The following is a 26,998-nucleotide window of genomic DNA, read 5'->3' on the forward strand; positions in this document are numbered from 1 at the left end:
GGCTAACCAGGATGAACAAAGAGATCTTAGCTGTAGTAGAAGCCGTTTCTAACGAAAAAGCCCTGCCGCGTGAGAAAATCTTCGAAGCGCTGGAAAGCGCTTTGGCCACTGCGACCAAAAAGAAGTATGAGCAAGAGATCGAAGTGCGTGTCAGCATTGACCGTCGCAGCGGCGATTTCGACACCTTCCGTCGCTGGCAGATTGTGGAAGAAGTCACGCAGCCGACTCGCGAGATCACGCTGGATGCAGCCCGTTACGAAGACGAAGCGTTCAATCTGGGCGAATATGTCGAAGATCAGATTGAATCTGTCACCTTTGACCGTATCACCACCCAAACTGCTAAGCAGGTTATCGTGCAGAAAGTGCGCGAAGCTGAGCGCGCAATGGTGGTTGATCAGTTCCGTCAGCACGAAGGCGAAATCATCACCGGCGTGGTGAAGAAAGTAAACCGCGACAACATTTCACTCGACCTCGGCAGCAATGCTGAAGCCGTGATCATGCGCGAAGACATGCTGCCGCGTGAAAACTTCCGTCCAGGCGACCGCATCCGCGGCGTGCTGTACGCCGTCCGCCCTGAAGCGCGTGGCGCGCAGCTGTTCGTCACCCGTTCTAAGCCGGAAATGCTGATTGAGTTGTTCCGCATTGAGGTACCAGAAATTGGCGAAGAAGTTCTCGAGATCAAAGCGGCAGCACGCGATCCGGGTTCACGCGCCAAAATCGCGGTGAAAACCAACGATAAACGTATTGATCCAGTAGGCGCTTGCGTCGGTATGCGCGGTGCGCGTGTACAGGCGGTTTCGAGCGAGCTGGGTGGCGAGCGTATCGACATTGTGTTGTGGGACGACAACCCAGCGCAGTTCGTGATCAACGCCATGGCGCCAGCTGATGTGGCGTCAATTGTGGTGGATGAAGACAATCACACCATGGATATCGCTGTTGAAGCCGGCAATCTGGCTCAGGCGATCGGCCGTAACGGCCAAAACGTGCGTCTGGCTTCCCAACTGAGCGGTTGGGAACTGAACGTGATGACCGTCGATGATCTGCAAGCTAAGCATCAAGCTGAAGCCCACGCAGCGATCGATATGTTCACCAAACATCTCGACATCGACGAAGAGTTCGCCACCATTCTGGTGGAAGAGGGCTTCTCTTCGCTGGAAGAATTGGCTTATGTGCCAATCAACGAGCTGCTGGAAATCGACGGCCTCGATGAAGAGACCATTGAAGCCCTGCGTGAACGAGCAAAAAATGCGTTAACCACCCTGGCATTAGCGAAAGAAGAGAGCCTTGGTAATCAGGAGCCCGCTGAGGATCTTCTGAATCTTGAGGGCTTGGATCGTGCGCTGGCGTATCGCCTGGCGTCGAAAGGCGTTTGCACGCTGGAAGATCTCGCTGAGCAAGGTGTTGACGATCTGACGGATATTGAAGGGCTGGATGACGAGAAAGCCGGTGCGCTGATTATGGCTGCACGTAATATCTGCTGGTTCGGCGATGACGCGTAATAACAGGAAGGAACAGCATGACAGATGTAACCGTAAAATCGCTGGCCGCCGAAATTCAGACCCCGGTCGATCGCCTGGTACAGCAATTTGCTGATGCAGGGATCCGCAAGTCTGAGAACGATGCGGTGTCCCAGCAAGAGAAAGAAACCTTACTGTCTCACCTGAATCGTGAGCACGGTCAGACCGGTTCAAGCAAGCTGACTTTGCAGCGCAAGACGCGCAGCACCTTGAATATTCCCGTCACCGGGGGTAAAAGTAAGTCGGTACAAATCGAAGTCCGCAAAAAACGCACATACGTGAAAGGTGATGCAGAGTCTGAGCAAGCTCAGGCGGAAGCAGAAGCCGAGGCGCAGCGTGAAGCGGAAGAGCAGGCGCGTCGCGAGGCGGAAGAACAAGCCCGTCGCGAAGCTGAACAGAAAGCGCAACGTGAAGCCGAAGACAAAGCCAAGCGCGAAGCCGCTGACAAGGCTAAACGTGAAGCAGCGGAAAAAGAGAAAGTGACTAATCAACCTACCGACACAGTAGCCAAGGCTGCGCAGTCTGATAAAGCCCGTCGTGAAGCCGAAGCTGCTGAACTGAAACGTAAAGCAGAAGAAGAAGCACGCCGTAAGCTGGAAGAAGACGCTCGCCGTGTGGCAGAAGAAGCGCGCCGCCTGGCTGAAGAAAAAGCCGCTGAATGGGAAAAACCGGAAGAAGAGGATAAAGGCGACTATCACGTCACCACCTCGACTCACGCCCGTCAGGCTGAAGACGAAAACGATCGTCAAGTTGAAGCTGGCCGTGCACGTGCACGCACCACTAAAGCTGCTCGCCCGGTGAAGAAAGGCAACAAGCATTCTGAAGCCAAAACTGACCGTGAAGAAGCGCGTGCGCAGGTTCGTGGTGGTAAAGGCGGTAAGCATCGCAAACCAAGCACCTTGCAGCAGGGCTTCAACAAGCCAGCACAAGCGGTGAACCGCGATGTTGTCATCGGTGAAACCATTACCGTGGCTGAACTGGCCAACAAAATGGCGATTAAAGGTTCTCTGGTTGTTAAAGCCATGATGAAAATGGGCGCGATGGCGACCATTAACCAGGTCATCGACCAGGAAACCGCTCAGATGGTCGCGGAAGAAATGGGTCACAAAGTGATCCTGCGTCGCGAGAATGAGCTGGAAGAAGCGGTAATGGACGATCGTGATACTGATGCAGCGCAGGAGTCACGTGCTCCAGTCGTTACCATCATGGGTCACGTTGACCACGGTAAAACCTCACTGCTTGACTACATTCGTTCAACGAAAGTGGCATCTGGTGAAGCCGGCGGTATTACCCAGCACATCGGTGCTTATCACGTTGAAACTGAAAACGGGATGATCACCTTCCTGGATACCCCGGGCCACGCCGCGTTTACCGCAATGCGTGCTCGTGGTGCGCAAGCAACGGATATCGTTATCCTCGTTGTTGCTGCTGATGACGGCGTGATGCCGCAGACCATCGAAGCGATCCAGCATGCGAAAGCTGCGGGCGTGCCAGTGGTCGTTGCAGTGAACAAATGTGATAAGCCAGACGCTGATCCAGATCGCGTTAAGAACGAACTGACCCAATACGGAATTCTTCCGGAAGAGTGGGGCGGTGAGAACATGTTCGTTAACGTCTCTGCGAAAGCCGGTACTGGTATCGACGACCTGCTGAATGCGATTCTGCTGCAAGCAGAAGTTCTGGAACTCTCCGCTATCCGTGAAGGTATGGCGAGCGGCGTGGTCATCGAATCGTTCCTCGACAAAGGTCGTGGTCCGGTTGCAACCGTGCTGGTGCGTGAAGGTACGCTGAACAAAGGCGACATCGTGCTGTGCGGCTTCGAATATGGCCGTGTTCGTGCGATGCGTGACGAAATGGGTCGTGAAGTACTGGAAGCGGGTCCATCGATTCCAGTGGAAATCCTCGGTCTGTCTGGTGTGCCAGCAGCGGGTGATGAAGCGACCGTAGTTCGTGATGAGAAGAAAGCGCGTGAAGTTGCACTGTATCGTCAGGGCAAATTCCGTGAAGTTAAGCTGGCGCGTCAGCAGAAGTCTAAGTTGGAGAACATGTTCGCCAACATGACTGAAGGCGAAGTGTCTGAGCTGAACATCGTATTGAAATCTGACGTACAGGGTTCTGTGGAAGCGATCTCCGATTCCTTGCTGAAACTCTCTACCGACGAAGTGAAAGTACGCATCATCGGTTCTGGTGTAGGTGGTATCACCGAAACCGACGCCACGCTGGCAGCCGCTTCAAACGCAATCATCCTTGGCTTCAACGTGCGTGCTGATGCATCTGCTCGTCGCGTGATTGACGCTGAAAACGTTGACCTGCGTTACTACTCCGTCATCTATAATCTGATCGACGAAGTGAAAGCGGCAATGAGCGGCATGTTGGCACCGGAGTTCAAACAGCAGATTATCGGTCTGGCTGCGGTACGTGACGTGTTTAAATCACCGAAGTTTGGCGCTATCGCGGGCTGTATGGTCACCGAAGGTAACATCAAACGTCACAACCCAATCCGCGTACTGCGTGACAACGTGGTTATCTATGAAGGCGAGCTGGAATCTCTGCGTCGCTTCAAAGATGACGTCAACGAAGTTCGTAACGGCATGGAATGTGGTATCGGCGTGAAGAACTACAACGACGTTCGCGTTGGCGATATGATTGAAGTCTTCGAAGTGATTGAAATTAAACGCACCATCGATTGATTATCATTTGATGTGTTGCAATTTGGGAGGCCACTGGCCTCCCGAATTATTTGGGAGAAAGAATAATGGCAAAAGAATTTGGCCGCCCACAGCGCGTTTCTCAGGAGTTGCAGAAAGAGATCGCAATTATCCTGCAGCGTGAAATTAAAGATCCACGTCTCGGCATGATGGTGACGGTTTCGGGCGTTGAAGTGTCCCGTGATCTGGCCTATGCCAAAGTGTTCGTGACCTTTTTGAATGATAAAGACGAAGAAGCGGTGCAAAACGGTCTGAAGGCGTTGAAAGAAGCTTCTGGCTATATTCGTACGCTGGTTGGAAAAGCGATGCGTCTGCGTATCGTGCCGGAACTGACCTTCTTCTACGACAATTCGTTGATCGAAGGCATGCGCATGTCGAACCTCGTCAGCAACGTCATCAAGAGCGATGTTGAGCGTCGTGGCGATAGCCCGGCGGAAGATGACAAGGAGGACTAATGAGTCGTCCTCGTCGTCGCGGTCGCGACGTCCACGGTGTGTTTCTGCTCGATAAGCATCAAGGTGCATCCTCCAACGATGTGCTGCAGAAAGTAAAACGTCTGTTCAATGCCAACAAAGCGGGCCACACCGGCGCACTCGATCCGCTGGCGACCGGCATGCTGCCGGTTTGCCTCGGTGAAGCCACCAAATTTTCACAATATTTGCTCGATTCTGACAAACGTTATCGCGTGATTGCCCGCCTCGGCGAGCGAACCGATACGTCAGATGCCGATGGCAATATCGTTGAAACCCGCGCGATTACTTTTGATCAAGCTGCACTGGATGCGGCGCTGGAGTACTTCCGTGGCGACACCATGCAGGTGCCGACCATGTTCTCTGCGCTGAAGTATCAAGGACGTAAGCTGTACGAATACGCACGCGAAGGCATTACCGTGCCGCGTGAAGCGCGTCCGATTAAGGTGTTTGAGCTGCAATTTATTCGCTGGGAAGGCGATGAATTAGAATTGGAAATTCATGTTTCCAAAGGTACTTATATCCGCACCATCATTGACGATCTCGGTGAGCGACTTGGCTGCGGGGCACATGTGATCATGCTGCGTCGTTTGCAAGTAGCGCGGTATCCGATTGAACGCATGGTGACGTTGGAGCAGTTGCAAGAAATCGCAGCCACGGTGAATGCAGCGGAAACGTCGGATTACAGCGCGCTTGATGCGTTGTTGTTGCCGATGGATAGCCCAGCGGAAGAGTTCCCGGTTGTGAATTTATTGCCTGCAGTGGCGGTGTATTTCAAACAAGGTATGCCGGTTCAGGTAGCAGATGCGCCTGAACAAGGATTGGTGCGCGTGACCGAAGGTGACGAGCGCAAATTTATCGGTATGGCCGAAATCGCGGACGATGGGCGCGTGGCGCCGCGTCGTCTGGTGGTAGAATTTCCCGCGTAATCAAAGGACTCAAATCTGACGTAACGGCGCATTTGCGTTGCTATCGGGCGAAGAGTAGAATGGCGCGGCTTTAAAAGCGGGCTGCTGAATTAGAGATCGGCACCCATACATTCATTTTTTACTGGAGTTTATTATGTCTCTAAGCGTAGAAGCTAAAGCAGAGATCGTTGCTAAATACGGTCGTGGTACCAATGACAGCGGTTCAACTGAAGTTCAGGTTGCTCTGCTGACTGCTCAGATCAATCACCTGCAGGGTCACTTCTCTGAGCATAAAAAAGATCACCACAGCCGTCGCGGTCTGCTGCGCATGGTATCTCAGCGTCGTAAGCTGCTGGACTACCTGAAGCGTAAAGATGTTGCACGTTACACCGGTCTGATCGAAAGCCTGGGTCTGCGTCGCTAAGTCTGAAGAATCTGATCAAGGATGTAGCGCATGCAGTATGCAAAAAAACGCATCTGACGATCAGATTTGTGCGAGTTTCGCGAAAAGGGGGCCTTTATGGCCCCTTTTTTCGAGCAATCCGCAGCAATCCGGACCAAACTCATGTATTGTTGCAGAGAGTGATCTTTGCTTGCAGAGGTTCGCGCGGCTAATGAGAGGCTTTACCGCATGGGCGGTTAAGGTTGTCATTAGTCGCGAGGATGCAACTGAAGATCGGTAATCCCCGGCGCGCCAGAATGGGCAGCGCCCCTGAATTTAAGGACTCAAATTTTGCTGAACCCGATCGTACGCAAATTCCAATATGGTCAGCATACCGTCACGCTGGAAACCGGCATGATGGCGCGCCAGGCCACCGCTGCAGTTATGGCGAGCATGGATGACACTGCTGTATTCGTTACCGTTGTTGGTCAGAAAAAAACTAAACCAGGTCAGGATTTCTTCCCGCTGACGGTTAACTATCAGGAGCGTACTTACGCTGCTGGTCGTATCCCGGGTAGCTTCTTCCGTCGTGAAGGCCGTCCAAGCGAAGGTGAAACGCTGATTTCACGTCTGATTGACCGTCCAGTGCGTCCGCTGTTCCCAGAAGGCTTCATTAACGAAGTTCAGGTTATCGCGACCGTTGTCTCTGTTAACCCACAAGTTAACCCAGATATCGTGGCAATGATTGGTGCTTCTGCTGCACTGGCGCTGTCTGGTCTGCCATTCAACGGCCCAATCGGCGCAGCTCGTGTGGGTTACATCAACGATCAGTACGTGCTGAACCCAACCGCAGACGAAATCAAAACTTCTCGTCTGGATCTGGTGGTTGCAGGTACACAGAACGCCGTACTGATGGTGGAATCTGAAGCCGAAATTCTGACCGAAGAGCAGATGCTGGGTGCGGTGGTATTTGGTCACGATCAGCAGCAAGTGGTTATCGAAAACATCAATGCGCTGGTTGCTGAAGCAGGCAAACCACGTTGGGATTGGCAGCCACTGCCAACTAACGATGCATTGATTTCGCGTGTTACTGCATTGGCAGAAGCGGGCATCAGCGATGCGTATCGCATCACTGATAAGCAAGAGCGTTACACGCAGGTTGGCGCAGTAAAAGATGCGACCATTGCCGCGCTGCAAGCTGAAGACGAAACGCTGGACGCAGGCGAAATCGCTGACATCGTTCACGATCTCGAGAAGAGTGTTGTTCGTAGCCGCATTATCCGTGGCGAGCCGCGTATCGATGGCCGTGAAAAAGATATGATCCGTGGTCTGGATGTGCGCACTGGCGTACTGCCACGTACCCACGGTTCTTCACTGTTTACCCGTGGTGAAACGCAGGCGCTGGTTACCGCAACCTTGGGTACTGCACGTGATGCGCAGAACCTGGATGAGTTGATGGGCGAGCGTACTGACAGCTTCCTGTTCCACTACAACTTCCCTCCGTACTGCGTGGGCGAAACCGGTATGGTTGGCTCACCGAAGCGTCGCGAAATTGGTCATGGTCGCCTGGCGAAGCGTGGCGTGTTGGCAGTAATGCCTAAGCCAGCTGATTTCCCATACACCGTGCGTGTGGTATCCGAAATCACCGAATCAAACGGCTCTTCGTCAATGGCTTCCGTGTGCGGTGCTTCACTGGCACTGATGGACGCTGGCGTACCAATCAAAGCGGCCGTAGCCGGCATCGCGATGGGCTTGGTTAAAGAAGCCGATAACTTCGTGGTTCTGTCTGACATCCTTGGCGACGAAGATCACCTTGGTGATATGGACTTCAAAGTTGCGGGTAGCCGCGACGGTATCACTGCATTGCAGATGGATATCAAAATTGAAGGCATCACCCGCGAAATTATGCAAGTTGCACTGAACCAGGCTAAAGGTGCGCGTCTGCACATCCTTGGCGTGATGGAGCAGGCAATCAGCACACCGCGTCAGGAAATCTCTGAGTTCGCACCGCGCATTTACACCATCAAGATCAATTCAGACAAGATCAAAGATGTTATCGGTAAAGGCGGTTCAGTGATCCGTGCGCTGACTGAAGAAACCGGCACCACCATCGAAATCGAAGATGATGGCACCGTGAAGATCGCTGCAACGGATGGCCTGAAAGCCAAAGAAGCGATTCGTCGCATCGAAGAGATCACAGCTGAGATCGAAGTTGGCCGTATCTACTCTGGTAAAGTAACGCGTATCGTTGATTTCGGTGCCTTCGTGGCAATCGGCGGCGGTAAAGAAGGTTTGGTACATATTTCTCAGATCGCAGACAAGCGTGTTGAGAAAGTGACTGATTACCTGCAGATGGGTCAGGAAGTTCCAGTTAAAGTGATGGAAGTGGACCGTCAAGGCCGCGTACGCCTGAGCATCAAAGAAGCGACAGAGCAGAAACCAGCGGAAGAAGTTGCTACCGCTGCGACGAATGCACCTGACGCCGAGTAAGCGTTTACCGATTGGCCTCTCTCTGCTTTGCGGGGAGAGGTGTTTAGATCATCGCGAGGGCGGGAATCCTTGTGCACAGCAGGAGGATGACAGGATGGTTGTCCCAATGTTTGTATTCGGGAGTGGGAAATGAAGCCTTTTTTGCGCTGGTGTTTTGTTGCGACAGCTATCACGCTGGCAGGATGCAGCAACTCCAATTGGCGTAAGAACGAAGTTCTGGCAGTACCTTTGCAGCCCACACTGCAGCAAGAGGTGATCCTGGCGCGCATGGAACAAATTCTTGCCAGTCGTGCCCTTACCGATGATGAACGCGCACAGCTATTATATGAGCGCGGAGTGTTGTATGATAGTTTGGGTCTGAGGGCACTAGCGCGGAACGATTTTTCGCAAGCGCTGTCTATAAGACCAGATATGCCTGAAGTATTTAATTACCTCGGCATATATTTAACGCAGGCAGGCAATTTTGATGCTGCCTATGAAGCGTTTGATTCTGTACTTGAGCTTGATCCAACTTACAACTATGCGCATTTAAACCGTGGTATCGCCCTCTATTACGGCGGTCGATACAAGTTAGCGCAAGATGATCTGCTGGCGTTTTATCAAGACGATCCTAACGATCCATTCCGCAGCCTTTGGCTCTATCTCGTTGAAAGCGATATGGATGCCGACAAGGCAAAAGTTACGCTGAGACAGCGTCATGACAAAGCGGTTCGCGATCAATGGGGATGGAATATTGTCGAGTTCTACCTTGGCGACATCAGTGAAAAAACGCTGATGGAACGTCTCAAGGCGGACGCAACGGATAACACCTCGCTCGCTGAACATCTCAGTGAAACCAACTTCTATTTAGGTAAGTACTACCTAAGTCTGGGGGAGAAGGACGACGCGAAAGCGTTGTTCAAACTGGCGGTGGCCAACAACGTAAACAACTTTGTTGAACACCGATACGCATTGTTGGAACTGGCGCAACTCGGCCAGACACAAGACGATTTATCAGAATCTGACCAGCAATAGCTGACGAACTTTTATTGCCTGAATACCTGTAAAGTCATCATCTTCAGAGATGAGGGCTTTTCTGTTCGTCAAAACTTCTAATTTGAGCCGGTTCACACTTTTTGATGAAAATGACTGAAAATTTTCACGACGAGTTATGTAGACTGGCCGCCGCAATCTAAGAGGCACGTGTACTACATGACTGATATTCAAACCACTTTTGCTGACCTTGGCCTGAACGCCGACATCCTCGAATCACTGAACGGTATGGGCTACGTTAAGCCTTCTCCAATCCAGGCTGAGTGTATTCCTCACCTGCTGGCTGGCCGTGATGTGTTGGGTATGGCGCAGACCGGTAGTGGTAAAACCGCGGCATTCTCCTTGCCGCTGCTGAACAACATTGATCCTACTGTTAAAGCACCGCAAATTTTGGTGCTGGCACCGACCCGCGAATTGGCGGTACAGGTTGCTGAAGCCGTCACTGAATTCTCTAAACACATGCGTGGCATTAACGTTGTAGCCCTGTACGGTGGCCAACGTTATGACGTACAGCTGCGCGCATTGCGTCAGGGACCACAAGTTGTTGTGGGTACGCCTGGTCGTCTGCTGGATCACCTGAAACGTGGCACGTTAGATCTGTCTAACCTGCGCGGTCTGGTGCTGGACGAAGCTGATGAAATGCTGCGTATGGGCTTCATCGAAGACGTTGAAACCATCATGGCGCAGATTCCAGACGGTCATCAGACCGCGCTGTTCTCAGCAACCATGCCAGAAGCGATTCGTCGTATTACCAAGCGTTTCATGAAAGATCCGCAGGAAGTGCGCATCCAGTCAAGCCTGACTACGCGCCCAGACATTTCTCAGTCTTACTGGACCGCTTACGGCCGTAAAACTGACGCGCTGGTTCGCTTCCTGGAAGCGGAAGATTTCGATGCAGCCATCATCTTCGTGCGCACCAAAAATGCCACGCTGGAAGTGGCCGAAGCGCTGGAGCGCAGCGGTTATAACAGCGCTGCACTGAACGGTGACATGAACCAGGCTCTGCGTGAGCAGACGCTGGAGCGTTTGAAAGATGGTCGTCTCGACATCCTGATCGCCACCGACGTTGCTGCACGTGGTCTGGACGTTGAGCGTATCAGCCTGGTAGTGAACTTCGACATCCCAATGGATGCTGAATCTTACGTTCACCGTATCGGCCGTACCGGTCGTGCAGGCCGTGCAGGTCGCGCATTGCTGTTCGTTGAGAACCGCGAGCGTCGTCTGCTGCGTAACATCGAACGCACCATGAAGCTGACTATTCCAGAAGTTGAGCTGCCAAACGCAGAACTGCTGGGTGAGCGTCGTCTGGCTAAGTTCGCTGCTAAAGTACAGCAGCAGCTGGAAAGCAGCGATCTGGATCAATATCGCGCGCTGCTGAGCAAAATGCAGCCGGGTGAAGATCTGGACATCGAAACCTTGGCCGCAGCATTGCTGAAAATGGCTCAGGGCGAACGTCCACTGATTCTGCCACCAGAAGCTCCGCGTCCAGCGCGTCGTGAGTTCAGCGATCGTCCAGACCGTGGTGATCGTCGTGATTCACGCGATTCTCGTGGTCCACGCGAAAGCCGTGACAGCCGCGATGGCGATCGTCCACGTCGTGAACGTCGTGACGTTGGCGAAATGCAGCTGTATCGCATTGAAGTGGGCCGTGATGATGGTGTTGAAGTTCGTCATATCGTTGGCGCGATCGCTAACGAAGGCGACATCAGCAGCCGTTACATCGGCAACATCAAGCTGTTTGGTACTCACTCAACTATCGAGCTGCCGAAAGGCATGCCGGGCGAAGTGCTGCAGCACTTCACTCGTACCCGTATTCTGAACAAGCCGATGAATATGCAGTTGATGGGTGATGCACCGGTGCACGAGCGTAGCGAACGTCGTCCATCTGCTGGCGGCGAACGTCGTGGCAATGGCGCACCGCGTGGTGGCGAAGGCGCTCCACGTCGTTTCTCTGAGCGTCGTGAAGGTGGCCGTGAAGGCGGACGCTTCAGCCGTGAAGGCGGTCGTGGTCCACGCCCGGAAGGCGCAGCTGCACCACGTCGTCGTGATGCATAAGCGATAAACGCTTAAAAAAATAAAAAGGGACGCTGATGCGTCCCTTTTTTTATGCCTGTGGAAATTAAACTTTACACTCCGCCGGCAATCAGCACTCTTTCGCCACTGACATAAGCGGCTTCTTCCGACGCCAAAAACAGCGCAACCTGCGCAACATCTTCCGGCAAGCCAAAGCGTCCAAGCGGCGTTGCGGCAATAAGCTGCGCTTTCAACTCGGGGTGCATCTTCTTCGCCGCCAGCAAACCTTCGGTCAAAATGATGCCAGGCGCTAGCGCATTCACGCGAATGTTGCGTGGGCCCAATTCGCGCGCAAGCCCTTGCGTCAACGTATCAATCGCGCCTTTGGTCGCTGCCCAAAGCACCGATCCCGGCGTGCTGCGTTGGCTATTCAGTGCACTCAGGTTAATGATTGAGCCGCCGCGTGAGGGGAAGTGTTTTGCTGCCTGCTGACACACCAATAAAGTGCCAAGTAAGTTAACGCTAAGTTGTCGCTGCATCTCGTTCACGCTGAGATCGGCAAACTCACCGTGGTGAAAAATGCCGGCGTTATTGACCACAATATCGGGGGCGCCAAACTGCTCAATGCTGCTAGCGAACAAGCGCAGCACATCGGCTTCGCGTGATATATCGGCTTGTACGGCGATGGCATCGCTTCCTAACGCACGGATGTCGGTGACCACATCTGCCGCGCCAACTTCATCCTGTAAATAATTCACCACCACCCGAGCACCGGCCGCCGCGAAAGTCATGGCGATAGCTGCACCAATGCCTTTCGAAGCGCCCGTCACCAGCGCAATTTTGCCTTCAAGTGTTTTCATCATGTCTCTCCACCTGAGATTTCGGGGAAGATAAAGCATGCGCTGTCGATAGATTTTGGTGGTAGCGCAATCCTGCAAGCTTTTTGCACAATCCTGCAAATCTGCTGTGCAAGGACTAGCCGCCATTCCGGTGGCAAGCGAGAATAACTACTTAGTCATTTCTCATCGTGGAGCGCGCATTGCATGATTCATCAAGAACAATGGCAGCAATTAGTGGCGATCATTGCCCGTCATGCGCCGGTTGATGGCCGCCACTACAGTCCGATTGATTTTCTCTCTTTTGGCCGCAGTTCACGACCAACCAGCTTGTCGCACGTCGCCACATGGGCCAGTTTTGCCTTAGTGGCGCAAGGTCAGAAAGCGTTGCGCATTGGCGATGATGTGATGCATTACGGTCCAGGCGATCTACTTCTGGTGACGCTCGATATGCCGGTGCAATCCTGCGTGGTATCGGCAACGCCCGATAAGCCCAATCTGGGGGTTGGCATCACCATCAACGAAACTCGTTTGATGCGTTATCTGGAGCATTTCCCGCAGCATCAACTCGCTAATAATGCGAGCAGCGAACGTGGCATCGCGGTACACAAAGTCGCGCCACCGCTGGTTGATGCGGTGATGCGTTTGGTGGAATTGCTGGATCACCCGCAGGATATTGCCGCCTTAGCACCGTTAATCGAGCAGGAAATTTTTTATCGTTTGCTGACTGGGCCAGAAGGACCGCGCATTCTCAACATGGCGTTGGCAGAAAGACCGGGAAACAAAGTGGCGCGCGCCGCACGTTGGCTGCGGGAAAACTTTCACCAGCCGTTAAAGATGGATCAATTGGCAAGCAGCGTGGGCATGAGCATCTCGTCGTTGCATCATCACTTTAAAGCGGTGACGGCAATGACGCCGATGCAATATCAAAAGAAGCTACGACTTAATGAAGCGCGGCGATTGATGATCATCGAGAAGTTGGATGCGGGGACCGCGGGTTATCGTGTGGGATACCAAAGTGCGTCGCAGTTCAGTCGCGAATACAGCCGCTTTCACGGCCAATCACCGGCGCGCGATGTCAGGATGATCGCGGTGGGGCCAGAATAGCGCCACCGCGATGATGTTACAGCGAACGTGCCGCTTCCATCGCCAGCGCGAATGAACGCAGACGCGCCTGTGAATCATAAATCTGGCCGTTAACCATGATCTCATCGGCCTGAGTTTCACGCATCAACGCGGCAAGGCCGTTACGCACTTTATCGCTGTCGCCGACAATCGACATGCTCAATGCCTGCTGCACGCCATATTGTTCAGATGGCGACCACAGATTATCCATGTTCTCGACCGGTGCCGGCAGTGGACCCGGTTTGCCACGACGCAGGTTGATGAATTGCTGCTGCATCGAGGTAAACAGGAAGCGCGCATCACGCTCGCTGTCCGCCGCCACCACATTGACGCACACCATCGCATACGGCTTCGCCAGGCGCGCAGAAGGTTTGAATTTCTCGCGATACAGATGCAGTGCCTGGAACAGCAGATCCGGCGCAAAGTGCGAGGCGAAGGCAAATGGCAGACCGAGCTGTGCGGCCAATTGTGCGCTGTACAAGCTGGAACCCAGCAGCCAAACCGGAATTTTCAATCCCAAGCCAGGCACCGGTTGCACCGGCGGATGCTCGCCTTCTTCGGCGTCGAACCAACGGATCAGTTCAGAGACATCTTCCGGGAAGCTATCGGCTTGCGCGCTGGAGAGATGACGACGCAGTGCCAACATGGTGCGTTGGTCTGAACCCGGTGCGCGGCCCAATCCCAAATCGATACGGCCAGGATACAGTGATTCGAGCGTACCAAACTGTTCGGCAATCACCAATGGCGCGTGGTTTGGCAACATGATGCCGCCGGAGCCCAAACGCAGCGTTTCCGTATTGGCCGCTAAATAGCCAATCAGCACCGAAGTGGCGGCGCTGGCGATGCCGGTCATGTTGTGATGTTCAGCCAGCCAATAACGGTGAAAGCCGAGTGCTTCAGACTGACGAGCCAGCGCGAGCGAATTATGGAACGCATCGCGTGCAGCGGAACCTTGCGGAATAGGAGCCAAATCCAATACGGATAGGCGAACAGTTTTTTTCTCAGACATGGGCACTCCAAATAAGGATGGCGCAGGTGTTTAATCAGACCTGCGCCTGAGAGTATTACTCATCGTTACCCATATTAAAACTGCTAATAAGCACACGAATATAGCCGGAATGTGCCTTTAGCGTTCGCCTTGCAGCGCCATGCCAGCCAGCCGACGCCAATAACCGTTACAGTCACTGCCGCGCGCCATCATTAATGGCGCCTGGCCGGCTTCGTTGGCACGAAAACGTTCGATCTCGCTCAGCGTGCTTTCGCCTTGTGGCGACAGGCGAACGATATCGACCCAGTTATGCATACCGGCTAAATCATTACCGAGGTTGTAGCAATAACCGCTCATGGTTTGGATGCCATTCAGCACAAACACTTGCTGGCCTTCTTGTGACAAAACACGGCGGCCGTTGGGATAGTTGATACAGCAGGTTTGGCAATCATCTTTGCCACGATTTTCGGCGCGTGCGGTAAAGCAGCGAGCCGACAGCGCCAACGGCAGATGCCCATAACCGAGCACTTCCACTTCAAATTGGTCGCGAATACCTGCTGAATCGCATTGTTGTAGCAACTGAATCAGCCAATCGCGCGACATCTCAACCGGAATGCACCAGCGCTTCATGCCGTCTTTCAGCAACAGCTGCAAAGTTTGCGCGTTATACACATTGAGGGTAGGACCGGCGACAAACGGCAATCGGCGTTCTGCTGCCATGTTCACCGTCCCCATATCGTTGGCTTCCAGCAGAAACTCGCCGTTTTCCACATAGCGGCTGAGTTCCTTCACTTCCGATGGCGATTGCAGCAGCGCTAGCGTGCTCAACACCACTTGCTTGCCGTTGTTAGCCAGCATGCGCGCCATCTCCATCCATTGATTGAAGGAAGTGGCGCGACGTTTGCTGCATACCGCTTCGCCGAGATAGACGATCTCCGCGCTGCTAGTCGCCGCCTGCTGATAAAAGGTTTCCAGAGTGTCGGTTGGCCAGTACCACAGCACCGGCCCGATAGCGTATTTCATGCGATCTCCTTATTGCCAGTCGCGGTGATAAGCACCCAGGGTGGTTTGGCTGCCTTCAGAAAGTTCGCCCAACGCCTGCATCCACGGCTCTTGCACCGCAAATTGCTCAGGTGCGGCCATGCAACGATCAATCGCCTGGCGCCACACTTTAGCCACTTGCGCCACGTAAGCCGGACTGCGTTGGCGTCCTTCAATTTTCACCGAGGCGATGTTAGCGCGCAGCAAATCCGGTAGCAGCGACAGCGTGTTCAAACTGGTGGGTTCTTCCAGCACGTGATACAGCTGGTTATCCACTTCATAGCGACCTTTGCACAGGGTTGGATAACCGGCGCTTTCATTCGGCGCATAGCGATCAATCAGCACTTCATTGAGGCGAGATTCCATGCCTTGCGGCGTTTGCTGCCAGCGCACAAATTTCGCCGGTGAACAGGCACCTGCACTGTTAGGTGATTCGCCGGTCAGCCAGGAAGAGAGATAGCAGCGACCTTCAGCCATAATGCACAAACTGCCGAACGCGAAGACTTCAAGCGGCACCGGCGTTTCGCGCGCCAGTTGCTTAACCTGATGCATTGAGAGCACGCGCGGCAGCACCACGCGGCTGAGCTGAAAGTGGCGATGGTAGAAATGAATGGCTTGCAGATTGGTCGCTGAGGCTTGAACTGAGAGATGGCGTTCCACCTGCGGATAGCGTTTCGCTGCGTATTCCAGTGTGGCGATATCGGCCAAAATCAGCGCATCGGCGCCGTTTTGCGCGGCGACGTCTATGGCGGATTGCCAACGATTAATGCCATCAGGATGCGCAAAGGTGTTGATGGCGACGTGCAATTTACGCCGATGCTGGTGTAGATAGCGCGCCGCTTCGGCCAGTTTCTTATCGGTAAAGTTGAGGCCAGCAAAGTGGCGGGCATTGGTATCATCTTTTAAGCCGACATAAACCGCATCAGCACCATGCTCCACCGCCGATTTCAGCGCAGGCAAATTCCCCGCCGGACACAGCAGTTCCATACATTTCCTCCCCGGATTCTGAAGGCGAAGAGTGTAAATAACTGGCCCTGCAGCAATGTTGATTTAAGGCAGTGAAAGCGCCATTGATGATGAGAAGTGCAGAATTTTCGACCAGCCGGGCAGTTATTTCCTTGATCTCAGTGGAGGCGAAGCCTGGCGAATGTGGCAGAATAGATGAAATTTTCTGAAGGGAATGTCGATGATGTTTGCGCGCTTACGTGGCCTGATGGTTGAAAAAGGCCCAGAATTCCTAGCCTTACCGGTTTCTATCACACCGTTCCCGCTGAAAAAAGCGCTTCTGCAACAACTCCTAAACTGGCAATTTCGCCATGCTTTGTCGGAAGGTGAGTTAGACTTTCTGGAAGGGCGCTTTCTCGGCATCGAGATTGCCGATGTCAATCTGCGTTGGATTACTACCCTGCAAGCAGGGCGCCTGACCGTTTCGCGCGACACCGAGGCTGATGTCTGGTTTCGTGGTGAAGCCAACGATCTGTTGCTGGTGGCAGCACGCAAAGCGGATCCCGATATGTTGTTCTTTCAACGCCGATTGGTGATTGAAGGTGACACGGAGCTGGGACTTGAGGTGAAAAACCTAATGGATGCCATTGAACTGGATGCCATGCCCACGCCATTACGCACGGGGTTGCAGCAGCTGGCTGCTTTTGTTGAGGCAGGAATGAAACAGGACGCGAAGGCCGCTGAGGCGCGCGCGGGGATCTCATGTTGATTCGTACTGAAATTGGCGTTGATGCAGCCGGCATCGATAGCCTGTTAAAGCGCAGTTTTGCTAGTGCCGCAGAAGCGGAATTAGTCCAGCAACTGCGTGAAGATGGCTTGCTGACTCTCGGTGTGGTTGCCACGGATGATGAAGGTCAAGTGTTGGGATATGCCGCATTTAGCCCGGTAACGCTGCAAGGTGAAGATCGCAATTGGGTCGCGCTTGCACCGCTCGCCGTGGATGAATCGGTGCGCAAACAAGGCATTGCGAAGAAGTTGGTGTATGAAGGATTAGATTCCCTCAATGAGTTCAGCTACAGCGCCGTGGTGGTGCTGGGCGATCCTGAATTCTATAATCCACTTGGTTTCGAACCGGCGGCGCGCCATGGTCTGCACTGCCGTTGGTTAGGCAGCGAAGCGGCTTTTCAGGTCTACAAATTGGCAGATGATGCCTTTGTCGGCGCGGAAGGACTGATTGAATTCGCCGAGCCGTTTAATCGTTTCGACTAAACCAGGCCAGCAAACAGGGCGGCTGCTGTGCAACCAGCAGCAGCTTTTTCGTGCGGCTGAGTTGCTTCACCTGATACTCAAGGCGCGAAGCCGCCGCGCGATCACCCGCCTCGCAGTGAAACACCAGCGTCAGTGGACCTTTGCCACGCAATGAGCGCGCGCCGCGTCCTTGCTGATGCTGCTGCAAACGGCGGTTAACATCGGTTGTGATGCCGGTGTACAGCATGCCGGCGGCGGTTTGTAGCAAGTAAAGTTGCCAGCGCTGTTCCATAATACTCATCCCGAAAAATTGCTGGCAGCAAGTGTAGCGTGCTTCATGCCGCATCGCTATGCGCCAAACGGAGCCGCATTTTGTCCGACCATTCTCATCTGATTCGTTACCTGAAAAAGCAGCATGTGCTGTCGCTGTGCGCCACTGACGGCAAAGATATGTGGAGTGCCAACTGCTTTTATATCTTTGACGCCGAAAACATGGCGTTCTGGTTGATGACCGAGCCGGACACGCGGCATGGGCAATTGATGCTGGTGAATCCTCGCGTTGCCGGAACGGTGAATGGACAGCCAAAAACCGTGCTGCTGATCAAAGGCGTGCAGTACGCTGGCCGCATCCAGTTACTTAGCGGTGAGCGGGAAACATTGGCGCGCTTTGCCTATCAAAAACGTTTTCCGGTGGCGAAGAAAGTCAGCGCGCCGTTGTGGGAAATCCAGCTCGACGAAGTGAAGATGACCGACAACGCGCTGGGTTTTGGCAAAAAAATCGTCTGGACAAAATCCCTGTAGGGTCGCCATTCAGGGTGACCTAAAGCCAGACGAGCCGGCAAAGGCAATAAATTTTGGCGGCGGATCAAGTTTAAGCGAATTCAACATAGCACTTTGTAATGCCCTGAATAACACTATGGTTTATCCGTCGCAAATCCCCTTGCGGCATCGTTATTCAGTTGAATACGGAATTCGTCATGACCCAACTTGCTTCTCATGCCCCAGCGACGCGCTTCGCCTGGTGGAAACCGCTGTTGTTCCTCGCGGTGGTACTCATCGGTTTGTGGTACGTCAAATGGCAGCCTTACTACGGCAAAGCCTTCACCGCGGCTGAAACCCATTCCATTGGCAAATCGATTCTGGCAAATGCGGCAGATTCGCCGTGGCGCGCGGCGCTGGATTACGCCATGGTTTACTTCCTTGCGGTGTGGAAAGCGGCGGTGCTCGGCGTGATTCTGGGATCGCTGGTGCAAGTCCTGATCCCACGTAACTGGCTGTTACGTTTGATGGGCAGCACGCGCTTTGGCTCGACCTTAATCGGCACCGGCCTGGGTTTGCCGGGCATGATGTGCAGCTGTTGCGCCGCACCAGTAACCGCCGGATTGCGCCAGTCGCAAGTTTCCAGCGGCGCGGCGATGGCGTTCTGGCTGGCAAATCCGCTGCTCAATCCGGCCACGTTAATTTTCATGGGCTTTGTGTTGGGCTGGAATTTTGCCGCGATTCGCTTGCTGGCGGGTTTAATCATGGTTTTGGGCATCGCGTGGCTGGTGCAACGCAGCGTGCCTGAACCCGCGGTTAACGCGCCAACGCTGACAGCAAGCACCGATCAACAACCGTTTTTAACCCGCTGGTTGCGCGTGATGTGGCGATTGTTCTGCAACACCATTCCACTGTACATCGTGGCGGTATTACTGCTGGGAGCTGCGCGCGTTTGGCTGTTCCCGCATGCGGATGGCGTAGTCGGTAATACGCTGTTTTGGGTGATATTAATGGCGATTGCCGGCTGCCTGTTTGTGATCCCGACCGCAGCAGAAATCCCGATTGTGCAAACCATGATGTTAGCGGGCATGGGCGTTGCGCCTGCGCTGGCGCTGTTGGTAACGCTGCCCGCTGTCAGTGTGCCGTCGTTATTGATGCTGCATCGCGCCTTTCCCGCGCGGGCATTGTGGATCGCGCTGTTCGGCGTAGCGTTCTGTGGCATGTTGCTCGGCGCTATCGCCCTGTGGTTCACGTAAGCGCCAAATTTTCTGATTGCGGCTGCCGCGCCACAGCAGCCGCGCATCTTTCTCCGCTTCGATAAAACGTCCGTCAATCAGCACATCAATTTCATCCACCACCTCGCGCTGCGCTGCGCTCAGTTCCGCCATTTCATAGCCGGTCCACAGCCAGATGTCCTTATCGGGACATTCACGCCGCACGCGTTTCACCAAGCGACGTATGTGCGGCACGTTGTGCGGATGCAGCGGATCGCCGCCGCTCAGCGATAGTCCCTGGCGTGGAATACGACGATCCTTGAGATCGGCAATCAGCTGTTCTTCCATCTCCAACGTAAACGGCACGCCGGAATCCAGCCGCCATGTACTCTGGTTATAGCAGCCACGGCATTGGTGTTCGCAACCCGCGACAAACAGCGTACAGCGCGTGCCGGGGCCATTAACGATATCGACGGAATAATATTGGTGGATGTGCATCATCCCAATTGTCCTGTCTCCAGATGTTTCACCCGACGCTGCACTTCTTCTTGCTTACCGGCGTTGAACGGGCGCGCATCCGGGCTGCCGAGATAACCGCACACGCGGCGCGTTACTGAAACGCGAGCCGGATCGTGATTGCCGCAGCTTGGGCAGGTAAAGCCTTTGCTGGTACAGCTAAATTCGCCGCTAAAACCGCATTCATAGCATTCATCAATCGGCGTGTTGGTGCCGTAATACGGCACGCGGTGATAGCTGTAATCCCAGACATCTTCCAGTGCTTTCAGGTTGTGCTGGATGTTGGGGTATTCGCCGTAGCAGATGAACCCGCCGTTAGCGATGGCCGGATAGGGCGCTTCGAAGTCGATCTTGTCGTACGGATTGACCTTTTTCTCCACGTCGAGATGGAAGCTGTTGGTGTAATAGCCTTTGTCGGTGACGCCTGCAACCACGCCAAATTCGGCGGCATCGAGGCGACAGAAGCGATCGCACAAATTCTCGCTCGGCGTGCTGTACAAGCTAAAGCCGTAGCCGGTTTCGGCTTTCCATGCGTCCACCGCCTGACGCAGATGGTGAACAATCGCCACGCCTTTTTCGCGCAAATGCGCGGCATCATAAGGATGAACTTCATTGCCGCTCAGCGCATTTAGCGTTTCATGCAGACCGATATAGCCAAGGGAAATTGAGGCGCGCCCATTACGGAAAATCGCGCCGACTTCATCATCGGCTTTCAGCCGCACGCCGCAGGCCCCTTCCATATACAAAATCGGCGCCACGCGCGCTTTGGTTTTTTCCAGCCGCGCGATACGCGTCATCAATGCGCGTTTCGACAAATCCAAACGCTGATCCAGCAATTGCCAGAACAACGCTTCATCGCCTTTGGCTTCCAGCGCGATGCGCGGCAAATTCAGGCTGATCACGCCAATATTGTTGCGCCCTTCGTGAATCTGCTCGCCGTTCTCTTCATACACGCCGAGGAAGCTGCGGCAACCCATTGGCGTTTTAAACGAGCCGGTGATTTCCACCACTTTTTCGTAGTTAAGGATATCGGGATACATGCGTTTGCTGGCGCACTCCAGCGCCAGCTGTTTGATATCGTAATTAAAATCATCGGGTCGACGATTCACGCCTTCACGGATGGCAAATACCAGTTTCGGGAACACCGCGGTTTTATGATTTTTGCCCAAGCCGGCAATACGATTGCGCAGGATTGATTGCTGAATCAGCCGCGCCGCCCAATCGGTGCCGAGGCCAAAACCAAAGGTCACAAACGGTGTTTGGCCGTTGGCGGTATGCAGCGTGTTGACTTCATATTCCAGCGACTGGAACGCGTCATAGCACTCTTTCTCGGTGCGCACGCGGGCATAGGCTTCGGCATCGGCAATCTGCCATTCATTTGCCACTGCACGATGTTTTTCCAGACTGAGATTCACGAAGGGAGCCAGCACTTCATCAATACGATTGATGGTGGTGCCGCCATAAATGTGGCTGGCGACCTGGGCAATGATCTGCGCCGTGACGGCGGTCGCGGTGGCGATCGATTTCGGCGGTTCGATCTCGGCGTTACCCATTTTGAAACCGTTGTTGAGCATGCCTTGCAGATCGATCAACATGCAGTTAAACATTGGGAAAAACGGTGAATAATCAAGATCGTGATAGTGGATCTCGCCACGTTCGTGCGCCAGCACCACGTCGCGCGGCAGCAGTTGTTGCTGTGCATAATGCTTAGCGACAATGCCCGCCAGTAAATCGCGCTGAGTGGGGATCACCTTGCTGTCTTTATTGGCGTTTTCGTTGAGCAGCGCAGCATTGGTTTGCTCCACCAAACCACGAATGGCGTGATGCAATTTGCCGCGTTGTTCACGTGCCAGATCGCGATCGTGGCGATATTCGATGTAGGCGCGCGCCAGTTGCGGCCAGCGCCCGCTCATCAACGTCTCTTCCACCGCGCACTGAATATCGCGGATATCCACTTCACTGCGTTCGGCCAGTTGCTGGCTAACCTGCGCCGCCACCTGTTGGCACCAAAGTGCATCGTCAATCTGCGCGGCACGCGCCGCCGCCAATACTGCAACTTCAATTCGTTGCGCATCAAACGGCACTCTGCAACCGTCACGCTTAATCACCACCGTCGCCATTTCCCCTCCATGAAACTACATGTAGATATTTTTAAGGAGTGTAATCGCTATATGTGGTGCTTAGCTGAGAATTAATCGCGTTGGAATTGACCTACAGCAAAGAAGCCACAAGCAAGATTACAAGCCGCGCAATGGTTAACTTGGCTAGAATGTAAAAGTTTTAACCCGCCTTGATTTCAGCCCCTCGCTACTTGCTTTGCAAAGCGAAACAGGTTTAATGAGCCTTTTGCCCATTTTGGTCCGTCATTTTTGTCGAAAAGGATGCTCACATGTCGTTGCAAAGAACGTTGCTTGCCTGTTGTTTATCCGTCACTTTTTCTTCGTTTGCCGCACCTGCCGGTGATCTCCCTCTCATGCCCTGGCCACAAAAAGTGGAACAGCCCAGCGCTGGCGGTTCTTACGCACTGAATCCGCAATTCACCCTGCATATCAGCGGTGATCATCTGGAAGGTGCCGAAGCGCGCTGGCGGGCGCGTATTTCACGTCAAACCGGCTGGCCGCTGCTGCCGGCCAGCCCAACCGGTAACGGGCCGCGCATTCAGGTACAAATTGCTCAGGCGGTCGATCTGGTGCCGCAGCCGGATAGCGATGAAAGCTATCATTTGCTGGTCAACAGCGATGGCGTGCTGCTAAAAGCCAACACCCGTTTTGGCGCGATGCGTGGCATGGAAACGGTGTTGCAGCTGATTGAAAATACGCAGAATGGCACCGAGATCCCTTACGTCACCATTGACGACAAACCGCGTTTTCCGTGGCGCGGCGTGCTGATTGATTCGGCGCGTCACTTCTTGCCGATTGAAACGGTGAAACGCCAAATTGACGGCATCGCCGCCGCCCGTATGAACGTGTTCCATTGGCATTTAACTGATGATCAGGGCTGGCGATTTGCCTCCAACCATTATCCGCAGTTGCAGGAAAAGGCCAGCGACGGCCTGTATTATACGCAGCAGCAGATGCGTGATGTGGTGCGTTATGCCACCCAGCGCGGCGTGCGCGTCGTGCCGGAAATTGATGTGCCGGGCCATGCATCGGCGATCGCGGTGGCGATGCCGGAACTGCTCAGTGCGCCAGGGCCGTATCAGATGGAACGTGGCTGGGGTGTGTTTAAGCCGCTGCTTGATCCCAGCAACGAAGCGGTATTCCGCTTTATCGACACTTTGATGGGTGAAGTGACGGCGATCTTCCCGGATCCTTACGTGCATATTGGCGGCGACGAGGTCGATCCGGCGCAATGGAACGAATCGCCGCGCATTCAGCAATTCATGCGCGATCACGGCTTAAAAGACACGCATGCGCTGCAAGCTTGGTTTAATCAGCGCGTGGAAAAAATTCTTGAAGCGCACCAGCGCCGCATGATCGGCTGGGATGAGGTTTATCATCCAGATCTGCCGAAAAGCATCTTGATTCAGTCATGGCAAGGTCAGGATGCGCTGGGCGATGCGGCAAAAAATGATTTCCGCGGCATTCTCTCCACCGGTTTCTATCTCGATCAACCGCAAACCGCCGCCTATCACTATCGCAACGAACCTTGGCCGCAAGGCTTGAATGGCGCAGATCAAGTGCAAGCGGGTGAGCAAACGCAAAGCTGGCAATTCATCATGCCGCGCCTGAAAGGCAGCGCATTGAAAGGCAGTTTTACCTTGATTGATGGCAAAGAGGGTTGGCGCGGCTTTATCGATTTCAGCGGCAAAGCGCGCCGCATGGTCAGCGATATTCGCTGGTTATCGCCAACGCAACTGACGTTCAACGTTGACACATGGATGGGGCCGTTCCAGCCGGTGGTGACGCTGACGCAAGATAAGTTGACCGGTTACATGCTGGTGGGCAACGTGCGTTATCCCACTGAAGGCAACAAGCTGACGCAAGTGCCGAAAGGTATTGCGCCGTCAGTGCCGACGCCGGAGCAGATGCAAAATAATCTGATTGGTGGGGAAGCCGCATTGTGGGCTGAAAACGTTAATAGCCGCGTTATCGATACACGTTTGTGGCCGCGCGCTTTTGTGGTGGCGGAACGTTTATGGTCGGCGAAAGATGTCACCGACAGCGACAACATGTATCAACGCCTCAGCGCGGTGGATCGTTGGGGCACCATTTCGGTCGGTTTGCTGCAGCATCAACAAGCTGAGGTACAGATGATGCGCCTGGCGAATAGCACCGACATCGCACCGCTGCGCGTATTGGCGGAAGTGCTGGAACCTGCGCAGTATTACACGCGGCAACACCTGAAATTCCAGGCAGGCCATTACGACTATTTCGAGCCGCTCAATCGTCTGGCGGATGTGTTACCGGCGGAAAGCAATGCGGTGCGCTTGCTGGATAAGCAGGTTGACCGGCTGATTGCCAATCGTGCCGATCACGCGGCAGCCAATGCGATTCGTCAGCAATTACAACGCTGGCAGAGCAACAGCGATGCGGTGATGCCGCTGATTTTGGCCAATTATCAGCTCAAGCCGTTGCAGCAACAAGTGCAGCAGGTGGCGCAATTGAGCCGCATGGGGCTGGATTTGGTAGCGGCGCTGGAGCGCAATCAGGCGTATGGCGCAGGCGAAGTGGCGCAGATGCATGCGCAGTTAGATGCGGCGGCGCAGGTGCAGGATGAAACGGTGCTGGCGTTGGTGAGGCCGTTAGAGAAGTTACTGCGTTCGTTTAAATAGCTGGGGTGATCGAGAGTTTAATACGTGCACTGTACGGTTCCCTCTCCCGCGCGCGGGAGAGGGCTAGGGTGAGGGGAAAATCGCACCCAATCAGCGACGTACCGCGATCGCCTCGATCTCAATCTTCACATCTTTCGGCAGACGCGCCACTTCCACGCACGAACGTGCTGGGAAGCTGGCGTTGTGCTCGGTGAAAAACGCTTCATAAGTGGCATTCACCGTTGCGAAGTCATTCAAATCCTTCACAAATACGGTGGTTTTTACAATGTCGCCCACTTTCAGGCCGGCGGCTTCAACAATCGCCTTCACATTTTCCAAAGACTGGCGCGCCTGTGCAGACACGTCGTCTGCCACTGCGCCAGTGGCGGGATCAACTGGAATCTGGCCTGAAGTGATGATCATGCTGCCGAGATCCACGCCCTGCACGTAAGGGCCAATTGCGGCGGGTGCGTTAGAGGTACTGATTTCGCGAGACATTGTTTCTCCTTAGAAGTGCGCGGCCGACCGATGTCCGCCGCGATATGAATCGCCCCATTATAGGGACGCGACGGGCGATTACCAGTGACCGAGCACCACGTGGCGCGCGAACTCTTTCTCGCAATACTTACACTTCAAATGCACATCGTCTTCGCGCTTTTTCACCGCAAAGCTGGTCGAAACCGGTTCATTACGACTGATGCAGTTGGTGTTCGGGCAGGTCAACACGCGTTCGATACGATCCGGCAAGGTTGGGGCGATCTTCGCCACCACTTCGTAGTCATCAATGCGGTTCACCGTGGCGAGCGGCGCGTACACCGCCAGCTGGTTGATTTGATCATCGGTCAGGAACGTGTTCTCGATCTTGATCAGATCCTTGCGGCCCATTTCACCCGACGGCAAGTTCAGGCCAATGGTGATGCGTTGATCGGTTTCGGTCAGACGAAACAGCGAGAGGATTTTAAAGCCAATCTGCGCCGGGATATGGTCAATCACCGTGCCGCGTTTGATCGCTTCAACCTGCAATTTATTATCGTGAGTCATCGGTTTGCTCCTTACAGTGCCAGATCGCGATTCAATACCAGCGCCAGCAACGCCTGGCGCGCGAAGATGCCGTTACCAGCCTGCTGGAAATACCAGGCGTGCGGCGTGTTATCAACGTCGGTGGTGATTTCATCAATGCGTGGCAGGGGATGCAGCACTTTCATGTTGTCGCGCGCACCGGCTAAATCCGCAGCACGCAGAATAAACTGTGCTTTGACGTTGGCGTATTCAGACGGATCGAGACGCTCTTTCTGCACGCGCGTCATGTAGAGAATATCGAGTTCAGGCATCACTTCTTCGATGGTGTCGTGGCGTGACCAGGCAATGTTCTGTTCATCCAGCATATCGGTGATGTAAGCCGGCATCGCCAGCGCATCCGGTGCGATGAAGAAGAAGCGATTGCCGCTGAATTTCGCCAGCGCCTGCGTCAACGAGTGCACGGTGCGGCCATATTTCAGGTCGCCGACCATCGCCACATTGAGGTTATCGAGGCGGCTTTGCGTTTCGCGGATGGTGAACAGATCGAGCAGCGTTTGCGTTGGATGCTGGTTGGCACCGTCGCCGGCATTAAGAATCGGAATGCCGCCGGAGAATTCCGTGGCCAGACGCGCCGCGCCTTCTTGTGGATGTCGCATCACAATGGCATCGACGTAGGTGCCAATCACCGAAATGGTATCGGCCAGCGTTTCGCCCTTCTTGCCGAGCGAAGTGTTGCTGCCGTCAGCAAAGCCCACCACCGACGCGCCAAGGCGATGCATCGCGGTTTCAAACGACAAACGTGTGCGCGTGGAGGCTTCAAAGAAGCAACTGGCGATCACGTTATGCTTCAGCAGTTCTGGCTGAGGATGCGCTTTCAACTGAGCGGCGGTGTGCAGCACCAGCTCCAGCTCATCGCGGCTGAGATCGTTAATGGAAATGATGTGCTTGCGATATAGCGGGTTGGCCATAGCGTTCTCCTCTGCGCTGCCGGATTGCGGACAAAAAAAAGCCCCTGCTTAAGGGGCTTTTTTTA

General features: G+C 54.1%; 24 protein-coding genes and 1 pseudogene. 15 read left to right on the plus strand and 10 right to left on the minus strand.

Annotated features, from left to right (window positions below):
- Positions 1 to 11 precede the first annotated feature (11 nt).
- The 9 genes from nusA to ACPUC7_RS10940 all read left to right on the plus strand — a co-directional run bounded on the left by nusA (position 12) and on the right by ACPUC7_RS10940 (position 11,562).
- Positions 12 to 1,499, plus strand: a complete 1,488-nt coding sequence (gene nusA, locus ACPUC7_RS10900; protein WP_494922934.1) for a transcription termination factor NusA — start codon at positions 12 to 14, stop codon at positions 1,497 to 1,499.
- 17 nt (positions 1,500 to 1,516) lie between these two features.
- Positions 1,517 to 4,207 (plus strand): translation initiation factor IF-2, encoded by a 2,691-nt coding sequence (gene infB, locus ACPUC7_RS10905; protein ID WP_494922935.1) that lies wholly within the window; start codon positions 1,517 to 1,519, stop codon positions 4,205 to 4,207.
- 65 nt (positions 4,208 to 4,272) lie between these two features.
- Positions 4,273 to 4,680 (plus strand): 30S ribosome-binding factor RbfA, encoded by a 408-nt coding sequence (rbfA, locus tag ACPUC7_RS10910; RefSeq protein WP_007886693.1) that lies wholly within the window; start codon positions 4,273 to 4,275, stop codon positions 4,678 to 4,680.
- Positions 4,680 to 5,624 carry a tRNA pseudouridine(55) synthase TruB gene (truB, locus tag ACPUC7_RS10915; protein WP_494922936.1) on the plus strand — a complete coding sequence of 315 codons (945 nt, stop codon included), beginning with the start codon at positions 4,680 to 4,682 and terminating at the stop codon, positions 5,622 to 5,624. The genes rbfA and truB overlap by 1 nt, the downstream gene beginning before the upstream one ends.
- Before the next feature lie 133 nt (positions 5,625 to 5,757).
- Positions 5,758 to 6,027: a 30S ribosomal protein S15 gene (gene rpsO / locus ACPUC7_RS10920; RefSeq protein WP_036620269.1), complete on the plus strand. Its 270-nt coding sequence runs from the start codon at positions 5,758 to 5,760 to the stop codon at positions 6,025 to 6,027.
- Positions 6,028 to 6,336: 309 nt separating this feature from the next.
- Positions 6,337 to 8,475, plus strand: a complete 2,139-nt coding sequence (pnp, locus tag ACPUC7_RS10925) for a polyribonucleotide nucleotidyltransferase (RefSeq protein ID WP_494922937.1) — start codon at positions 6,337 to 6,339, stop codon at positions 8,473 to 8,475.
- 129 nt (positions 8,476 to 8,604) lie between these two features.
- Positions 8,605 to 9,489: a lipoprotein NlpI gene (gene nlpI, locus ACPUC7_RS10930; protein WP_008104288.1), complete on the plus strand. Its 885-nt coding sequence runs from the start codon at positions 8,605 to 8,607 to the stop codon at positions 9,487 to 9,489.
- Positions 9,490 to 9,593: 104 nt separating this feature from the next.
- Positions 9,594 to 9,650: a protein YrbN gene (gene yrbN, locus ACPUC7_RS10935; protein ID WP_100229640.1), complete on the plus strand. Its 57-nt coding sequence runs from the start codon at positions 9,594 to 9,596 to the stop codon at positions 9,648 to 9,650.
- A gap of 16 nt (positions 9,651 to 9,666) precedes the next feature.
- Positions 9,667 to 11,562, plus strand: coding sequence for a DEAD/DEAH family ATP-dependent RNA helicase (locus tag ACPUC7_RS10940; protein WP_343552879.1), 1,896 nt, complete (start codon positions 9,667 to 9,669; stop codon positions 11,560 to 11,562).
- 71 nt (positions 11,563 to 11,633) lie between these two features.
- Here ACPUC7_RS10940 and ACPUC7_RS10945 read toward each other — a convergent pair whose 3' ends face one another.
- A complete protein-coding gene (locus tag ACPUC7_RS10945) occupies positions 11,634 to 12,380 on the minus strand; it encodes an SDR family NAD(P)-dependent oxidoreductase (RefSeq protein WP_494922994.1) in 747 nt (248 codons plus the stop codon).
- Positions 12,381 to 12,563: 183 nt separating this feature from the next.
- Here ACPUC7_RS10945 and ACPUC7_RS10950 point away from each other — a divergent pair, with 183 nt between their 5' ends.
- Positions 12,564 to 13,463, plus strand: a complete 900-nt coding sequence (locus ACPUC7_RS10950; RefSeq protein WP_343552880.1) for an AraC family transcriptional regulator — start codon at positions 12,564 to 12,566, stop codon at positions 13,461 to 13,463.
- 16 nt (positions 13,464 to 13,479) lie between these two features.
- On the opposite strand, the gene ACPUC7_RS10955 is transcribed toward ACPUC7_RS10950, so the two are convergent.
- From ACPUC7_RS10955 to ubiU, 3 genes are all read right to left on the minus strand, one after another.
- Positions 13,480 to 14,490 (minus strand): luciferase-like monooxygenase, encoded by a 1,011-nt coding sequence (locus tag ACPUC7_RS10955; RefSeq protein ID WP_343552881.1) that lies wholly within the window; start codon positions 14,488 to 14,490, stop codon positions 13,480 to 13,482.
- A gap of 117 nt (positions 14,491 to 14,607) precedes the next feature.
- Positions 14,608 to 15,492, minus strand: a complete 885-nt coding sequence (locus ACPUC7_RS10960) for a U32 family peptidase (protein WP_494922938.1) — start codon at positions 15,490 to 15,492, stop codon at positions 14,608 to 14,610.
- A 9-nt stretch (positions 15,493 to 15,501) separates the two neighbouring features.
- Positions 15,502 to 16,497 carry a ubiquinone anaerobic biosynthesis protein UbiU gene (gene ubiU, locus ACPUC7_RS10965; protein ID WP_494922939.1) on the minus strand — a complete coding sequence of 332 codons (996 nt, stop codon included), beginning with the start codon at positions 16,495 to 16,497 and terminating at the stop codon, positions 15,502 to 15,504.
- Between the two features lie 202 nt (positions 16,498 to 16,699).
- Between ubiU and ubiT the strand changes: the two genes are divergently transcribed.
- Both ubiT and ACPUC7_RS10975 read left to right on the plus strand, forming a co-directional pair.
- The gene (ubiT, locus tag ACPUC7_RS10970; RefSeq protein WP_494922995.1) at positions 16,700 to 17,224 is read left to right on the plus strand and encodes a ubiquinone anaerobic biosynthesis accessory factor UbiT; all 525 of its coding nucleotides are present in this window, start codon (positions 16,700 to 16,702) and stop codon (positions 17,222 to 17,224) included.
- Entirely contained in the window at positions 17,218 to 17,724 is a 507-nt protein-coding gene (locus tag ACPUC7_RS10975; protein ID WP_494922940.1) for a GNAT family N-acetyltransferase, read from the plus strand. Before ubiT ends, ACPUC7_RS10975 begins: the two co-directional genes overlap by 7 nt.
- On the opposite strand, the gene ACPUC7_RS10980 is transcribed toward ACPUC7_RS10975, so the two are convergent.
- The gene (locus tag ACPUC7_RS10980; protein WP_494922941.1) at positions 17,708 to 17,995 is read right to left on the minus strand and encodes a GIY-YIG nuclease family protein; all 288 of its coding nucleotides are present in this window, start codon (positions 17,993 to 17,995) and stop codon (positions 17,708 to 17,710) included. The two genes, ACPUC7_RS10975 and ACPUC7_RS10980, sit on opposite strands and share 17 nt — an antisense overlap.
- An 80-nt stretch (positions 17,996 to 18,075) precedes the next feature.
- On the opposite strand from ACPUC7_RS10980, the gene ACPUC7_RS10985 reads away from it, so the two are divergent.
- Together ACPUC7_RS10985 and ACPUC7_RS10990 are read left to right on the plus strand one after the other, a co-directional pair.
- Positions 18,076 to 18,504, plus strand: a complete 429-nt coding sequence (locus ACPUC7_RS10985) for a YhbP family protein (RefSeq protein WP_494922942.1) — start codon at positions 18,076 to 18,078, stop codon at positions 18,502 to 18,504.
- 176 nt (positions 18,505 to 18,680) lie between these two features.
- Complete coding sequence (locus ACPUC7_RS10990; protein WP_494922943.1) at positions 18,681 to 19,718, plus strand: permease; 1,038 nt, start codon at positions 18,681 to 18,683, stop codon at positions 19,716 to 19,718.
- Here the strand turns inward: ACPUC7_RS10990 and nrdG are convergent.
- Together nrdG and nrdD are read right to left on the minus strand one after the other, a co-directional pair.
- Positions 19,713 to 20,174, minus strand: a pseudogene (gene nrdG / locus ACPUC7_RS10995) (anaerobic ribonucleoside-triphosphate reductase-activating protein); the annotation flags it as partial. The gene ACPUC7_RS10990 and the pseudogene nrdG overlap by 6 nt on opposite strands.
- The gene (gene nrdD / locus ACPUC7_RS11000) at positions 20,174 to 22,312 is read right to left on the minus strand and encodes an anaerobic ribonucleoside-triphosphate reductase (protein ID WP_494922944.1); all 2,139 of its coding nucleotides are present in this window, start codon (positions 22,310 to 22,312) and stop codon (positions 20,174 to 20,176) included. The gene nrdD and the pseudogene nrdG, both read right to left, overlap by 1 nt.
- Positions 22,313 to 22,581: 269 nt before the next feature.
- Between nrdD and ACPUC7_RS11005 the strand changes: the two genes are divergently transcribed.
- On the plus strand, positions 22,582 to 24,966 hold the full coding sequence (locus tag ACPUC7_RS11005) for a beta-N-acetylhexosaminidase (RefSeq protein WP_494922945.1): 2,385 nt from the start codon (positions 22,582 to 22,584) through the stop codon (positions 24,964 to 24,966).
- Between the two features lie 90 nt (positions 24,967 to 25,056).
- Here ACPUC7_RS11005 and ridA read toward each other — a convergent pair whose 3' ends face one another.
- From ridA to pyrB, 3 genes are all read right to left on the minus strand, one after another.
- Positions 25,057 to 25,443: a 2-iminobutanoate/2-iminopropanoate deaminase gene (ridA, locus tag ACPUC7_RS11010; RefSeq protein WP_061718232.1), complete on the minus strand. Its 387-nt coding sequence runs from the start codon at positions 25,441 to 25,443 to the stop codon at positions 25,057 to 25,059.
- A gap of 78 nt (positions 25,444 to 25,521) precedes the next feature.
- The gene (pyrI, locus tag ACPUC7_RS11015) at positions 25,522 to 25,986 is read right to left on the minus strand and encodes an aspartate carbamoyltransferase regulatory subunit (protein ID WP_343552889.1); all 465 of its coding nucleotides are present in this window, start codon (positions 25,984 to 25,986) and stop codon (positions 25,522 to 25,524) included.
- An 11-nt stretch (positions 25,987 to 25,997) separates the two neighbouring features.
- Positions 25,998 to 26,933, minus strand: coding sequence for an aspartate carbamoyltransferase (gene pyrB / locus ACPUC7_RS11020; protein WP_494922946.1), 936 nt, complete (start codon positions 26,931 to 26,933; stop codon positions 25,998 to 26,000).
- Between the last annotated feature and the right edge of the window lie 65 nt (positions 26,934 to 26,998).

It is taken from the genome of Pantoea sp. CFCC18179, assembly GCF_059412405.1.

What these genes read in the sequence shown, in the direction of transcription:
- ubiU (WP_494922939.1), bottom strand. Translation starts at nt 16,497, where the DNA reads ATGGAACTGCTGTGTCCGGCGGGGAATTTGCCTGCGCTGAAATCGGCG.
- ACPUC7_RS10960 (WP_494922938.1), bottom strand. Translation starts at nt 15,492, where the DNA reads ATGAAATACGCTATCGGGCCGGTGCTGTGGTACTGGCCAACCGACACT.
- ACPUC7_RS11005 (WP_494922945.1), top strand. Translation starts at nt 22,582, where the DNA reads ATGTCGTTGCAAAGAACGTTGCTTGCCTGTTGTTTATCCGTCACTTTT.
- ACPUC7_RS10945 (WP_494922994.1), bottom strand. Translation starts at nt 12,380, where the DNA reads ATGAAAACACTTGAAGGCAAAATTGCGCTGGTGACGGGCGCTTCGAAA.
- pyrB (WP_494922946.1), bottom strand. Translation starts at nt 26,933, where the DNA reads ATGGCCAACCCGCTATATCGCAAGCACATCATTTCCATTAACGATCTC.
- pyrI (WP_343552889.1), bottom strand. Translation starts at nt 25,986, where the DNA reads ATGACTCACGATAATAAATTGCAGGTTGAAGCGATCAAACGCGGCACG.
- nlpI (WP_008104288.1), top strand. Translation starts at nt 8,605, where the DNA reads ATGAAGCCTTTTTTGCGCTGGTGTTTTGTTGCGACAGCTATCACGCTG.
- rpsO (WP_036620269.1), top strand. Translation starts at nt 5,758, where the DNA reads ATGTCTCTAAGCGTAGAAGCTAAAGCAGAGATCGTTGCTAAATACGGT.
- ACPUC7_RS10980 (WP_494922941.1), bottom strand. Translation starts at nt 17,995, where the DNA reads ATGGAACAGCGCTGGCAACTTTACTTGCTACAAACCGCCGCCGGCATG.
- truB (WP_494922936.1), top strand. Translation starts at nt 4,680, where the DNA reads ATGAGTCGTCCTCGTCGTCGCGGTCGCGACGTCCACGGTGTGTTTCTG.
- ACPUC7_RS10990 (WP_494922943.1), top strand. Translation starts at nt 18,681, where the DNA reads ATGACCCAACTTGCTTCTCATGCCCCAGCGACGCGCTTCGCCTGGTGG.
- ubiT (WP_494922995.1), top strand. Translation starts at nt 16,700, where the DNA reads ATGTTTGCGCGCTTACGTGGCCTGATGGTTGAAAAAGGCCCAGAATTC.
- ridA (WP_061718232.1), bottom strand. Translation starts at nt 25,443, where the DNA reads ATGTCTCGCGAAATCAGTACCTCTAACGCACCCGCCGCAATTGGCCCT.
- ACPUC7_RS10975 (WP_494922940.1), top strand. Translation starts at nt 17,218, where the DNA reads ATGTTGATTCGTACTGAAATTGGCGTTGATGCAGCCGGCATCGATAGC.
- rbfA (WP_007886693.1), top strand. Translation starts at nt 4,273, where the DNA reads ATGGCAAAAGAATTTGGCCGCCCACAGCGCGTTTCTCAGGAGTTGCAG.
- ACPUC7_RS10955 (WP_343552881.1), bottom strand. Translation starts at nt 14,490, where the DNA reads ATGTCTGAGAAAAAAACTGTTCGCCTATCCGTATTGGATTTGGCTCCT.
- ACPUC7_RS10950 (WP_343552880.1), top strand. Translation starts at nt 12,564, where the DNA reads ATGATTCATCAAGAACAATGGCAGCAATTAGTGGCGATCATTGCCCGT.
- nrdD (WP_494922944.1), bottom strand. Translation starts at nt 22,312, where the DNA reads ATGGCGACGGTGGTGATTAAGCGTGACGGTTGCAGAGTGCCGTTTGAT.
- infB (WP_494922935.1), top strand. Translation starts at nt 1,517, where the DNA reads ATGACAGATGTAACCGTAAAATCGCTGGCCGCCGAAATTCAGACCCCG.
- nusA (WP_494922934.1), top strand. Translation starts at nt 12, where the DNA reads ATGAACAAAGAGATCTTAGCTGTAGTAGAAGCCGTTTCTAACGAAAAA.
- ACPUC7_RS10940 (WP_343552879.1), top strand. Translation starts at nt 9,667, where the DNA reads ATGACTGATATTCAAACCACTTTTGCTGACCTTGGCCTGAACGCCGAC.